The organism is Hyunsoonleella sp. 2307UL5-6 (assembly GCF_047345485.1).
Taxonomy (GTDB): domain Bacteria; phylum Bacteroidota; class Bacteroidia; order Flavobacteriales; family Flavobacteriaceae; genus Jejuia.
Genome location: NZ_JBLFEN010000001.1, coordinates 171,217 through 184,528, shown reverse-complemented (window position 1 = coordinate 184,528; position 13,312 = coordinate 171,217). Strand labels below are relative to the sequence as shown.

At 30.2% G+C, this 13,312-nt stretch carries 11 protein-coding genes; 7 read left to right on the top strand and 4 right to left on the bottom strand.

Annotation, left to right across the window (positions count from 1 at the left end):
• Positions 1-83 precede the first annotated feature (83 nt).
• On the top strand, positions 84-950 hold the full coding sequence (locus ACKGJY_RS00860) for an AraC family transcriptional regulator (protein WP_413971954.1): 867 nt from the start codon (positions 84-86) through the stop codon (positions 948-950).
• Between the two features lie 14 nt (positions 951-964).
• Here the strand turns inward: ACKGJY_RS00860 and ACKGJY_RS00855 are convergent, their stop codons facing one another.
• Entirely contained in the window at positions 965-1,747 is a 783-nt protein-coding gene (locus ACKGJY_RS00855) for a hypothetical protein (protein ID WP_413971953.1), read from the bottom strand.
• 290 nt (positions 1,748-2,037) lie between these two features.
• Positions 2,038-3,252 (bottom strand): peroxiredoxin family protein, encoded by a 1,215-nt coding sequence (locus ACKGJY_RS00850; RefSeq protein WP_413971952.1) that lies wholly within the window; start codon positions 3,250-3,252, stop codon positions 2,038-2,040.
• A 144-nt stretch (positions 3,253-3,396) separates the two neighbouring features.
• Here ACKGJY_RS00850 and pheT point away from each other — a divergent pair, with 144 nt between their 5' ends.
• The 3 genes from pheT to ACKGJY_RS00835 are packed head-to-tail and all read left to right on the top strand — an operon-like array spanning position 3,397 to position 7,003.
• Positions 3,397-5,826, top strand: a complete 2,430-nt coding sequence (gene pheT / locus ACKGJY_RS00845) for a phenylalanine--tRNA ligase subunit beta (protein WP_413971951.1) — start codon at positions 3,397-3,399, stop codon at positions 5,824-5,826.
• Entirely contained in the window at positions 5,810-6,712 is a 903-nt protein-coding gene (locus tag ACKGJY_RS00840) for a phosphatase PAP2 family protein (RefSeq protein ID WP_413971950.1), read from the top strand. Before pheT ends, ACKGJY_RS00840 begins: the two co-directional genes overlap by 17 nt.
• A 60-nt stretch (positions 6,713-6,772) precedes the next feature.
• Positions 6,773-7,003, top strand: a complete 231-nt coding sequence (locus ACKGJY_RS00835; RefSeq protein WP_413971949.1) for a putative signal transducing protein — start codon at positions 6,773-6,775, stop codon at positions 7,001-7,003.
• Here the strand turns inward: ACKGJY_RS00835 and ACKGJY_RS00830 are convergent, their stop codons facing one another.
• Positions 7,004-8,629 (bottom strand): ABC-F family ATP-binding cassette domain-containing protein, encoded by a 1,626-nt coding sequence (locus ACKGJY_RS00830; protein WP_413971948.1) that lies wholly within the window; start codon positions 8,627-8,629, stop codon positions 7,004-7,006. It lies immediately after the preceding gene.
• A 185-nt stretch (positions 8,630-8,814) separates the two neighbouring features.
• On the opposite strand from ACKGJY_RS00830, the gene ACKGJY_RS00825 reads away from it, so the two are divergent.
• The 3 genes from ACKGJY_RS00825 to trmD all read left to right on the top strand — a co-directional run bounded on the left by ACKGJY_RS00825 (position 8,815) and on the right by trmD (position 11,290).
• On the top strand, positions 8,815-10,224 hold the full coding sequence (locus ACKGJY_RS00825) for a TlpA family protein disulfide reductase (protein ID WP_413971947.1): 1,410 nt from the start codon (positions 8,815-8,817) through the stop codon (positions 10,222-10,224).
• Between the two features lie 99 nt (positions 10,225-10,323).
• Complete coding sequence (locus tag ACKGJY_RS00820; protein ID WP_413971946.1) at positions 10,324-10,509, top strand: hypothetical protein; 186 nt, start codon at positions 10,324-10,326, stop codon at positions 10,507-10,509.
• 103 nt (positions 10,510-10,612) lie between these two features.
• A complete protein-coding gene (gene trmD, locus ACKGJY_RS00815; protein WP_413971945.1) occupies positions 10,613-11,290 on the top strand; it encodes a tRNA (guanosine(37)-N1)-methyltransferase TrmD in 678 nt (225 codons plus the stop codon).
• A 72-nt stretch (positions 11,291-11,362) separates the two neighbouring features.
• Here the strand turns inward: trmD and ACKGJY_RS00810 are convergent, their stop codons facing one another.
• Positions 11,363-13,258, bottom strand: a complete 1,896-nt coding sequence (locus ACKGJY_RS00810; protein WP_413971944.1) for a peptidase M61 — start codon at positions 13,256-13,258, stop codon at positions 11,363-11,365.
• Between the last annotated feature and the right edge of the window lie 54 nt (positions 13,259-13,312).

The window sequence follows — 13,312 nt, the reverse complement described above, 5'->3', positions numbered from 1 at the left end:
ATACTATATTATCCTATATTTATATTTTTTACAAATAAAAGAGTATTATTTACATATATTTGAATGAAATAAAATTGAAATAAATGAAAGCGCTTCCTTTTAAAATACCTAAACCAGAACAAAATGCTTTTGTTTTTCAAATTGACGATAGCCCTGTATTTTTTGACAAATTACACCAGCATGAAGAAATACAAATAAGCTTAATAGTTGACGGAGAAGGTACCTTAATTGTTGGAGATACTATTAATTCTTACAAGAAAGGAGAGGTTATAATAATTGGTAGCAATATCCCCCATGTTTTTAAAAGTGATGCTAAAACATACCGTAATTCTTATATGCTTACGCTATTTTTTACAAAGACATCTTTTGGAAATAGTTTTTTTGAACTTGGAGAATTGCATGAAATAAAATCATTTTTTAAACGTGCATTGCATGGATTTAAAATAACATCAAAATTAAAAGCAGCTACAGATTTATTTTTTAAACTTGAAGAAGCAACAAAACTAAACCAACTTATTATTTTATTTAAAATACTGAAAATTTGCTCTAATGCGAAGTATGAAACTTTATCTTCTTTTATTTATTCTAAAAAGTTTTCGGATAATGAAGGACATAGAATGCGCGATGTTTATGAATATACCATGAATAATTTTACAAAAGACATCACCTTAAATACTATAAGTTATGTTGCTAATATGACGAAGAATGCCTTTTGTAAATATTTTAAAAAGCGCACTAATAAAACTTATTTTAAATTTTTGACAGAGTTAAGAATTGAACATGCTTGCAAACTTTTATTAAGTAATCCCGATACCTCTATAGCCACTATTGCTGAACAAAGTGGTTACAATAATATTTCGAATTTTAATAGGCAATTTCAAGTTTATAAACAACAATCGCCAACAAAGTTTAAAGCTTCTATATTGAATAATTTAGATAGGTTAAAATGACCTAAAACATACGATTATTTACTCTTAAATATACGCTCACCTCTTACCAACCAAGAAATACCAAAAGCTTCTACCGCAATAGCTTCCATCCAAAAGGTAAGATTATTTCTAGTGTAATATCCATTAAAAACACTATCAATACTAGAGCCTCCTGCAATTATAAGTAACGCTATTACCATTACTATACCGCAAACTAAATATACGCTATTTTGCTTTTTTGCTTTATCTGGATTACACGTTTTTATAGCTTCGTCTTTTAACAAACTTTCCTTTTTTATACGCAGGAGATTATCTTTAGGAAAAACCAATAAGCTCATTACCGCTAAACTCCCTAAAAAAAGCGCAGCACTTATAAAATGAAATGCATTTCTGTAAGGGTTATCATCTACATATGCAATACTTACTGAATTACAAATTTTGCAACAACTGTCTACAAGAGCATTTGTTGGAAACAGTAGCAAAAGTAATGCGCCTATTGCTGCCAAGGTAGAACATATAAATCCAGATTTACTACTTTTATACACCAATAAAAAAATAGCTATTAAGCTAACTACACAAATAAAAATAACATTAGATCGTGTAAAATAATAATGGCTTATAGAAGGTAACACTTTTAAATGCCCATTGATGAGTAACAAAAACCCCCAAAGTAAAAATGGAAGCAGTATTCCTAAATACCCAATTAAACGACTTAAAGTATTAGCGTTTTGTAACCAAATATCATCTTTGGTGGAGTGAAAATCTACATTAAACATTTTACTCATCTTACCCTTAATACTTAGATTATCTTGTGGCATAGGTTTATTTTTGAATTAAGTGATTTGATTTTGAGTGTATGTACAAGGTAGTAATTTTACTTCAAAAACAATAAGTATTATAATAAACCACTTAGTTTTAAACAAAAAACTCAATCTTAAAATTAAGATTGAGTTTTTTTACTGATTGTTTGGTTTGATTGACGATAAATAAAATAAAAAATTTACTTATAGCAAATTAAAATTAATTTAATCGCCTCTACGTTAGGGTTTTGTTAATTAATGTATAGTAAATGTTAATTAACAATTAATACAACATAATTAAAATAACATTATTCTGCTAATAGCCGATTCACAAAACTATCAAACTCTTGCTTAAATTCTTTATACTTATGTCCAGTTGCTGGTCCATTAAACCCAGTATGTATTTTTCTAACTGCACCTTTTTTATCAATATATATTGTTGTTGGGTAAGACAGCACATGATTAAGCATGGGTAACGTCTCTTGCGCCTTTACTTTACTTGCAGAACCATACTGTGCCAATAACACAGGGTAATTTATTCCTATACTTTCTTTTAAACGATTGATGTTTTTAAAAGCTTTATCTTTAGTTTTAGCATACTCAAAAGCTAAACCTATTATCTCTAAACCTTTATTAGCATGCATGCTGTAATAGTTGGCATAAAATTTACTTTCATCTAAACAGTTTGGGCACCAAGTTCCCATTATTTGAATTAAAACTACTTTATCCTTAAATCTATTATCACTTAAAGATACCTTTTTACCTGTTTCGTCAGGAAACGTAAATTCAACATTATCGTACCCATCATTTAAAAATGTTAACGTATCAGCATCAGGTAATTTATAATCTGGGTTTCGTTTTGCTATAAAAGGTTCTTTCCAATGATTTCCGGAGTAGAACATACCACGCATTACACTATCATTAACTTCTGCAGTAAACAAAAAAGCATGAGCACCATCAAAAGTTGATAGTTGTAATTGGTTACCATTTAAAACGCCTTCTAAATACCTGTAATCACCCGTAGTTGTTCTAAAGGTGCCAGTAACTTTATTTCCATGTTGTTTAAAAATACCTTTAGCTACATATTTATCTTCATCAGAATTGGGACTAAAAACAGCTGCCCAATTGCCGGAAACATCATATTTAGTCGTATTTTCATTTATTATAAATCTTGTATTATTTACTTCTGCTTTAAATTCCATGATACGATTCAAATCAGGTTTTACAAAACTCCCCTTTAACACAGCGTCTTCAATTTTGGCAACAATAAAACCTTCAAAAACTGGTGTTTTTATGTATACAGAATCGTTTTTGTAATTAATTTCGGTAACTTCTATAACTTCTTCAGCATTGTATATTATTAACTTTTTTTCTGATACTACTTCTAAAATAAAAGGTAAACTTAGCGTATCATTTATCTTTAATTCTGCTCTGTAGTTTCCTTTTTCTAGTTTGGTGTTTTTTTGTACTTCTTTACATGCAAAAACAAAAATTAGTAATGCTAGCACTAGTTTAATATTCATAATTATAAATAGGAATTCGTTGAATTTAAAGCAAGATACCAAACAAGTTTCTAACTTTAATTTTAAAACCACAAAACATAAGGCTTTATTTGAATAGTAACCTCAAAAAATTATCTTTGTAAGCTATAAATAGGACATTGATTTATGAAGATTTCATATAACTGGTTAAAGCAATTTATTAATATTGATTGGACACCAGAACAAACCAGCGAATTATTAACAGATTTAGGACTTGAAGTTGAAGGCTTAGAAAAATACCAATCTGTTAGAGGCGGACTTGAAGGTGTAATAGTTGGAAAAGTTTTAACCTGTGAAAAGCACCCAAATGCTGATAAACTTAAAATAACCACCGTAGATTTAGGGGAAGAAACACCACTACAAATTGTGTGTGGCGCCCCTAATGTAGCAGCTGGACAACTAGTACCTGTTGCAACAATTGGTACTACATTATATACAGATGAAGGGGAAGCTTGGACTATTAAAAAAGGAAAAATTAGAGGTGAGGAAAGCCATGGAATGATTTGTGCTGAGGACGAACTTGGATTAGGCAAATCTCATGATGGGATTATGGTTTTAGATGAATCCCTTACCATAGGAACGCCAGCAGCTGATATTTTTGATATTGAAAATGATAGCGTTTTTGAAATTGGTTTAACACCAAACAGAGCAGACGCTATGAGCCATTATGGTACCGCTCGCGATCTAAAGGCTGGTTTACGCCATAAAGAGGTTAAAGTAGAGTTAATTACACCGTCTGTAAGTGCTTTTAATGTTGAAAACAGAACACTTAAAATTGATATCGATGTTGTTAATAAAGATTTAGCACCAAGATACTGTGGTGTTACCATATCTGGTATTAAAGTTACTGAGTCTCCAAATTGGCTCAAACATCGTTTACAAGCTATAGGTTTAAGTCCTATTAACAATATAGTAGATGTAACTAATTATGTACTACACGAGTTAGGGCAACCGCTACATGCATTTGATGCTAGTAAAATTGAAGGTGATAAAATTGAAGTTAAAACCTTAGAAAAAGGCACCAAATTTATTACATTAGACGGTGTAGAACGCGAATTGCACGAAGAAGATTTGATGATTTGTGATGCTGAAAAACCAATGTGTATTGCTGGTGTTTTTGGAGGTATAGATTCTGGTGTTACAGACCAAACACGTAGTATCTTTTTAGAAAGTGCATATTTTAATCCTGTAAGTGTTAGAAAAACTGCTAAGCGTCATGCTTTAAATACTGATGCCTCTTTTAGATTTGAGCGTGGTATCGACCCAAATATTACAGAATACGCATTAAAGCGTGCTGCATTATTAATTCAAGAATTAGCTGGTGGCGATATAACTAGTGATATTATTGATATTTACCCTAAAAAAATTGATGATTTTCAAGTACGATTAAGTTTTGAAAATGCTAAAAAAATCATAGGCGAAGAAATACCGAAAGAAACTATTAAAAGTATATTAACCTCTCTTGATATAAAAGTGAATAATGTTACCGAAACCGGACTAGGTTTAACGGTTCCTGCATTTAGAAATGATGTACAAAGAGAAGCTGATATTATCGAAGAAATATTGAGAGTTTATGGTTATAACAACATCAATATTTCAGAAAAACTGAACGCATCAATATCTAGTATGTCGCGTTTTGAAGACTTTAAAGTGCAAAATACTGTTGGCAACCAGTTGGCTGGACAAGGTTTTTTAGAAATACTATCAAACTCCTTAACAACACCCGATTACGCTGCATTAAGCACACAACTAAACGAAACGCACAATATAGAAATGCTAAACCCATTGAGTAATGATTTATCTGTAATGAGACAATCTTTAATCTTCTCGGGATTAGAAGCTATATCTTATAACATAAATAGAAAACGCCAAGATTTAAAGCTTTTTGAATTTGGTAAAACCTATCACAATTACGCTGATACTAGAACCGAAAGTAAACGCTTAACAGTTTTTGCATCTGGCAACCAAAATAAGGAAAGCTGGAATTTTAACGGTATACAAAAAAGTGACTATTTCTTTTTAAAAGGTACTGTAATTAGCATACTTGAGCGTTTAGGTATTACTAGATATAATGAATCTCCTATTAAAAACGATATATTTAGCGAGGGTATATCTTTAACTTTAGGTAAAATAAAATTGGTAGATTTTGGTTTAATTAGTAAAAGTGTTTTAAAACATTTTGATATCTCTCAAGAAGTTGTGTGCGCTGATTTTAATTGGGATAGTATCCTAGATATGGTAAAACGAAATAAAATTACTTTTAAATCGATACCTAAATATCCTGAAGTACGGAGAGATTTTGCTTTATTGTTAGATGATGCTATTACTTTTGAATCTATTTATAAAATTGCTAAACAAACCGAAAAGCAGTTATTAAAACAGGTGAATTTATTTGATGTGTATCAAGGTAAAAATTTACCAAAAGGTAAAAAAAGTTATGCGGTAAGCTTTATGTTGCAAGACGAAAATAAAACACTTAATGATAAGCAAATTGATAAAATAATGAATAAGCTTAAGTTTAATTTTGAAAAACAATTAGGTGCAGAACTACGATAAAATATATTATAATAAACTAATAGCAATACCAAGTGTTATTTTTTTTGTTTTGGTATTCAATACATGTAACAGGTTGCACGCTCAAATTGCAAAACTAAACACTTATGCAGAGAAGGAAAAAAACGAAAAAGAATCAACATTTGAGCTTCTTAAATACGATACTAAGCAAACTCTAAAAAGTGTTGGCCATAGCTTTACTAGACCATTATATTGGAAAGGAAAAGACTTTGGAAAACTTGGCGGACTATTAGTTAGTACGGTTGCGTTATCAACTTTAGATAATGAAACAAATAGGCTTTTTACAAGAAATAAAGACGGTTTTCCAAAACCCCTTAGAGATTTTGGATGGTATTTTGGAAGTCCGCAAAATTATTTTATGGCTAATGCTGGTTTATATGGATTTGGACTATTAACTAAAAATGAAAAAATAAGAAAAACTAGTGTTTTAATTATTTCGTCATCTATAACATCTGGGTTAATTCAAACCACATTAAAAACAGCGATAGGAAGAGCACGTCCCAATAGTGGTAACGAATTTGATGATTTTAGATTATTTTCTTCTCAAGCTGGATTTCATTCTTTTCCTTCAGGGCACACTGTGTTATCAATTACAATGTCTCATGCTATTGCAAAACAATTTAATAATATTTGGGCAAAAATAGGTATATACAGTATTGGCGCAATTGCACCTATATCAAGATTAGTAGATGATGCACATTGGTTAACAGATATAGCTTTTTCTACAGCTCTAAGTATCATAGTGGTAGACAGTATTGATAAATTTTTATTTCAATCTAAAGCATATGGTTATACCAAATCTCCAAAGAAAATATCGTGGAACTTTATGTATTCAGGAAATAAAATTGGTATTAGAGGAAACTTTTAAATTTGTGATATTAATATTTTTTCACTATATTTATTAAGATATCCTTAATAATTTATAGCAATGTCTAATTATATAAAAGTTTTCTCAGGCAATTTTATTGAAGTACAACGTGTTTTTAAAACACTTCAAAATCAAAATATATGCGCAATAATTAAAGATGAAACAGAATCTGGAAGATTGGCTGGTTTTGCATCAAGCATTTTGGGTTTTCAAGAAATTCATGTACATAAAGATGAACTAGAACGCGCTACACCTTTAATTGAAAACTTAACTTCAGAACAAGAGATGTAGTTATACATTAACAGCATACATTTTATCCCTTAAATCTTTAATTTTTGGATTTTGCATGTATTCATCAAATGTAGTATAACGATCTATAATGCCACCAGGTGTTAATTCTATAACACGATTTGCTACGGTTTGTGCAAATTCATGGTCATGCGTAGTAAATAATACTGTGCCTTTAAAGTTTTTTAAAGAATTATTGAATGCAGTAATACTTTCTAAATCTAAATGATTCGTAGGTTCATCAAGCATTAGTACGTTGGCCCTAATCATCATCATTCTACTTAACATACAACGAACCTTTTCTCCACCAGAAAGTACATTACATTTTTTTAATGCTTCTTCCCCACTAAAAATCATTTTACCTAGAAAACCACGAATGTATACTTCTTCACGCTCTTCTTCGGTAGTTGCCCATTGGCGTAACCAATCCACTAAGGATAAATCGCTTTGAAAAAACTCACTATTATCTAACGGTAAATAAGATTGTGCTGTAGTAACACCCCAAGAATATTTTCCAGAATCAGCATCTTCTTTTCCATTAATAATTTGATAAAAAGCTGTTGTTGCTCTAGAATCTCTAGAAAACACAACTACTTTATCTCCTTTAACCAAATTTAAATCTACTTTACTAAATAGCACCTCTCCATCTAAAGATGCTGATAAACCATCAATATTTAATATTTGGTCTCCTGCCTCTCTTTCACGTTCAAAAATTATAGCTGGATAACGACGGCTTGATGGTTTAATATCAGTTATGTTCAACTTATCAATCATTTTTTTTCTACTAGTAGCTTGTTTACTTTTTGCTACATTAGCTGAAAAACGCCTGATAAATTCTTCTAATTCTTTCTTTTTCTCTTCTGACTTTTTATTTTGTTGTGCGCGCTGTTTTGCAGCTAATTGAGAAGACTCATACCAAAATGTATAGTTTCCAGAAAAGTGAGATATTTTACCAAAATCTATATCAGAAATATGTGTACATACCGCATCTAAAAAGTGTCTGTCGTGAGATACTACAATAACACAGTTGTCATAATTAGCTAAAAACGTTTCTAGCCAAGTAATTGTTTCATAATCCAAATCGTTGGTAGGTTCATCCATTATTAATACATCAGGATTTCCAAATAATGCCTGAGCTAATAACACACGTACTTTTTGTTTACCATCTAAATCTGCCATTTGGGTATAATGCAGCTCTTCTTTAATACCTAAATTTGATAATAAAGCGGCAGCATCACTCTCAGCATTCCAACCATTCATTTCTTCAAATTGTACTTGTAACTCACCTATTCTTTCAGCATTTTCATCAGAATAATCAGCATATAGTGCGTCAATTTCAGTTTTAATTTTAAAAAGAGGTTTGTTCCCCATTAATATGGTTTCCAATACGTTATGCGCATCATATAAATTATGATTTTGTTCGAAAACAGACATACGTTTTCCTGTTTCTAGAGATACATGTCCAGAAGTTGGCTCTTGTTTACCTGATATAATTCTCAAAAACGTAGATTTACCAGAACCATTGGCACCAATGATACCATAACAATTACCATTATTAAAAGTAGTGCTTACTTCATCAAACAATACACGTTTGCCAAATTGCACTGAAAGATTTGAAACTGATAACATAACCTAATTTTAAATTTTTGCAAAAGTAAAAAAATATAAACGTTAGTTGTTGTATTATGAATTAAATTTTTGTCCTGGAACTAATGATATTATAACATTTAACAACGCATTAACAGGGTATTAATTAAGCAACTTATATTTTTGCTTAGGTAGATAACAGTGTCTACCTTTTTGATGAGGGATTTATGAAATTGTTTATATACATATTATGTATTGCTTTCACTTTAATTAGTTGCGGAAAAAATTCATGCAAATACGCTATTATTGGAGGAGAAATTATAAACAAGAATACCGATTATGTTGTGCTTTTTGATTCTAAAGATGTTATAGACACTTTAAAACTTGATGGCAACAACAGATTTTCATACCAAATAGATAATTTAACTCCTGGTTTTTACACTTTTAGGCATGGTGGAGAAATACAAATGGTACTGCTAGAGCCAGGTGATAGTATAATGTTTCGCTTAAATACTTTTGATTTTGATGAATCTTTAGTATACACTGGTAAAGGCGCTAAAAAAAATAATTACTTAATTAATGACTTTCTTAAAAGCGAAAAAGAAGAAAAACAGGTCTTTAAATTATGCCAATTGCCTCCTGAAGATTTTCAAACTCAAATCGATTCAATTAAGGCTATTAAGATTAAAAATCTAGATTTATACAAAGAGAAGCACAATACTTCTGCACTTTTTAACAAAATTGCTAAGGCTAACATAGTTTATGATTATTACACCAGTAAAGAAGTATATCCTTTTGTGCATTATGGTAGAAATAAGAAAAAAATTATTGAAGCACTACCTGATGACTTTTATAGCTACAGAGAAACTATAAACTATAACGACGAGTTTTTTAAAGACTATTTTAATTATACCTCATTTTTAAAGCGTAGTTTTAATAACATAGCACTTGAAAAACATATTCAACACACTAAGTCTCCATACAATATATGGATGAATTGTTGCTACAATTTAGATAAAATGGCAGCCATAGATAGTTTAGTACATAATGCAGAAATTAAAAACGAATTACTCTTTCACTATGGCATGAAATTTCTATCTAAAAACAAAAAGATGGAAGATAATGATAGGGTTATTAAATACATACTTTCTAAAAGCACAGATAAAAAAAATAATGATCGCTTGATCACTTATAATCAATCTATAAACAAATTAAAACCAGGAGAATTTTTACCTAATTTACAGGTTAGAAACATCCAAAATGATATAGTGTTTATCAATGATTTGATAAATAAGCCAACTGTGGTTTACTTTTGGTCTCATTTATATAAAGGTTTTTTTGAAGATAGCCATAAACGTGTTAATGAGCTTACTAGTAAATATCCTGAAGTAGAGTTTATATCGGTTAATATAGATGATTATAGTAAAGACCGTTGGATAACCACTATAAAGAGTAAAAAACACATTTTACTTAATGAATATATTTTTGAAACACCAGACGAATCGGTGAAAAAACTAGCTATCTACCCTTTAAATAAAGCCATACTAGTTAACCATAATCGTAAAATAGTTAATGGGCATGCAAATATGTTTGCTAATGGTTTTGAGGAAGAGCTATTAGGTTTATTAAATAGATAAACTGACAATTTTACAATTTTAAAAAAAATTATATTTCGGTCTAATATTTGAAAAATAAATACAAACAACTTTTATAGTTTAATCTTAAATATTTAAATTATGGAAAAATCTCAAACAAAAGTAGCTTTAGTTGGTAATTTAGGAGATAGATATCTTATTAAATTTCCCAATTTAAAAATCCCTGTTTCTGTAAACAAAAACTTATACTTAAAAATGCAAAATAGCGACATGTATAATTTTGTAGATCTAACAAAAAAACAGTGTCAAAAATCAAAATCTGCATAGTTATCTATTACTACACAATTTTAGATAGAATGTATGAGGTTGCCCAAATAATGGCAACCTTTTTTTATACTAATTAGTATATATTTGTTGCAAGATTATAATTATGAGAATAGATATTATTACTGTTTTACCAGAACTACTAAAAAGTCCTTTTGAAGCTTCTATCTTAAAACGCGCTATAGATGCAAATTTAGTTGAAATACACTTTCATAATTTACGAGATTATACAGCAGACAATTACAAATCTATTGACGACACACAATTTGGTGGCGGTGCAGGTATGGTAATGATGGTAGAACCTATACATAAGTGTATTGATGCCTTAAAATCTCAACGAGACTATGATGAAGTGATTTATATGACACCAGATGGCGAAACCTTAAATCAAAGTATTGCAAATCAAATTTCTATTACTCAAAATATTATTATTCTTTGTGGCCATTATAAAGGTGTAGACCAACGTGTAAGAGACCATTTAATTACAAGAGAAATATCTATTGGCGATTTTGTGCTTTCTGGCGGTGAACTAGCAGCTGCAGTATTGTGTGATGCAGTAATACGTTTAATTCCTGGTGTTTTAGGTAATGAAACTTCTGCTCTAACTGATTCTTTTCAAGATAATCTATTAGCGCCACCCATTTATACAAAACCTAGAGAATACAATGGTTGGAAAGTACCAGAACTATTATTTAGCGGTAACTTACCAAAAATTGAATTATGGCGAGAAGAACAAGCGTATAAAAGAACTAAAGAACGTCGCCCTGACTTATTAGACGACTAATTTTTGAATAAAAAAGCGACTAATTTTAATTAAAATTAGTCGCTTTTTTATTTAAATTATTACTAGAATAAACTAGCCCTTCATCCAAGCTTTTCTTAAAGCAATTTGTGCATTTGTAGCATCATCATTTTCAATTAAACCTTGGCCTTTTGTATAGCCTTGAGTAGTGGTTGTTTTAATCACAACACTCTCACCGTTTCTATCTAAAACAACGTTTATTTCTTTTCCTGGTTTCCACATAAATACGTCTTGCAATACTTGGTTTGCATTAATTAGTGTTAATGCAGTGCCATTAATAGATGTTATAACATCATTAGCTTTTACACCTTGTTCTGCCCAAAAGCTATTTTGTAATGCCGCTTCTGTAAAGAAAATAGTGCCTTTTTGTCCGTCACCACTAACTATTGGCGCACCATTCATCATAATATAATTCGCTTTAATTTTTGTTTCGCCTACAACCAATCCTACTTTTTCAAAAAAAGAATTATAATTTATTGGCAAATCACCTACTACATGCGTATTTAAAAATTCTCCGACGGATGGGTAAGTCATTTCAGTAATTTCGGCAATTAATGTATCATCTTCAAAAGGTTTATTTTTACCATACTTATTAGAGAGCTCTTTCATTAATGATAAAATACCTCTATTACCATTACTAGCTTCGCGCATTAAAATATCAATACACATACCAATTAACGCCCCTTTTTGGTATACATTTACATATTCGTCTTTGTATGCATCTTTAAGTACGTTTTCACTCATTATAGTAAAACTCATAGCATCATTATATCGCTTTGAAGTTTTAATTTTACCCATAACTTTATTGTAAAAATCATCTTTATCAACTAAACCTTGATTTACTTGAAATAATGTAGCAAAATACTCTGTTACACCTTCATACATCCATAAATGCTTAGAGAATGTTGGTGTGTTATAGTCAAAATAATGAACATCTTCTGAATGTACACTCAATGGTGTTACAATATGAAAAAACTCATGAGATACTACATCAATCATACTTTCTTCCAGTGCATCTTTATCCATAGATTCTGGTAAAACAACTACAGTAGATGTATGATGTTCTAAAGCACCAAAGCCCTTTGGAGAGTCTTGTTTTCCTTCTGATAAATACAAATAGATATCATAACGAGATGTTGAATTAATATCACCTAAATACGCTTTTTGTGCACTCATCATTTTATAAATAGTTTCTTTTAAAGATGCTGCAGTATGTACTTTATTAGGAGAGTATATACTTAAAACAATTTTTATATCGCCAACTTGAAATTCTTCAACATCTAGATTACCATACATCATAGGGTTATCTGTAATATCAAAATAACGAGGTGCAGCATAACTTGTGGTTATATATTTACCATCATCACTAGTAGCTGATGCCATATTTTGTAATGCGGAAGTACGCACAAAATTTGCAGGAGCAGTAACATCTAATTTGTATTGGTTGTTTTTAAGAGTGTCAAAATACCCAATAAAACCATGTAAATTAAGCACATAATTTTCTGATTCTATATTTGTACCAGAAGGAGAAAAAGGTTGTTCTCCTCCAATACCGCCTTTCGTTTCAATATCATAAGTATCATTAACACTGTATGTTATTTTGTCTAAAGTTTTTGCATTTTCAATAGTCCAAGTATTATCATCTACTTTTATTACTGGTAATTCTTTACCATTATAATCAATGGCCTTAAAATCATCAACATACTTACCAAAATCACTTACTGAGTATGTACCTTGGACAACACGTGGCAACCTATAGGTTACAGTCTCAACAGTAAAACGTCCTGGATTTATTATAACTGGCGCTTTATCATCTACAACTTTAGATAAATCAATGTGAGATTCTATTGGTAGATTAACCGCTAAATCGTTTGTATTATTTTTTCCTACTCCACAACCAAAAAGCATCATACTTAAACTTGCAGATGCTATAAATACTCTAATATTCATTTTAAAATAATTTAAATTATAAGTGGGGTCAAAAATAAGATTATGTTAAATGAT

Excerpts from the sequence above, each read along its gene's own strand:
- ACKGJY_RS00860 (WP_413971954.1), top strand. The coding sequence starts at position 84 with ATGAAAGCGCTTCCTTTTAAAATACCTAAACCAGAACAAAATGCTTTT.
- ACKGJY_RS00855 (WP_413971953.1), bottom strand. The coding sequence starts at position 1,747 with ATGCCACAAGATAATCTAAGTATTAAGGGTAAGATGAGTAAAATGTTT.
- ACKGJY_RS00850 (WP_413971952.1), bottom strand. The coding sequence starts at position 3,252 with ATGAATATTAAACTAGTGCTAGCATTACTAATTTTTGTTTTTGCATGT.
- pheT (WP_413971951.1), top strand. The coding sequence starts at position 3,397 with ATGAAGATTTCATATAACTGGTTAAAGCAATTTATTAATATTGATTGG.
- ACKGJY_RS00835 (WP_413971949.1), top strand. The coding sequence starts at position 6,773 with ATGTCTAATTATATAAAAGTTTTCTCAGGCAATTTTATTGAAGTACAA.
- ACKGJY_RS00830 (WP_413971948.1), bottom strand. The coding sequence starts at position 8,629 with ATGTTATCAGTTTCAAATCTTTCAGTGCAATTTGGCAAACGTGTATTG.
- ACKGJY_RS00825 (WP_413971947.1), top strand. The coding sequence starts at position 8,815 with ATGAAATTGTTTATATACATATTATGTATTGCTTTCACTTTAATTAGT.
- ACKGJY_RS00820 (WP_413971946.1), top strand. The coding sequence starts at position 10,324 with ATGGAAAAATCTCAAACAAAAGTAGCTTTAGTTGGTAATTTAGGAGAT.
- trmD (WP_413971945.1), top strand. The coding sequence starts at position 10,613 with ATGAGAATAGATATTATTACTGTTTTACCAGAACTACTAAAAAGTCCT.
- ACKGJY_RS00810 (WP_413971944.1), bottom strand. The coding sequence starts at position 13,258 with ATGAATATTAGAGTATTTATAGCATCTGCAAGTTTAAGTATGATGCTT.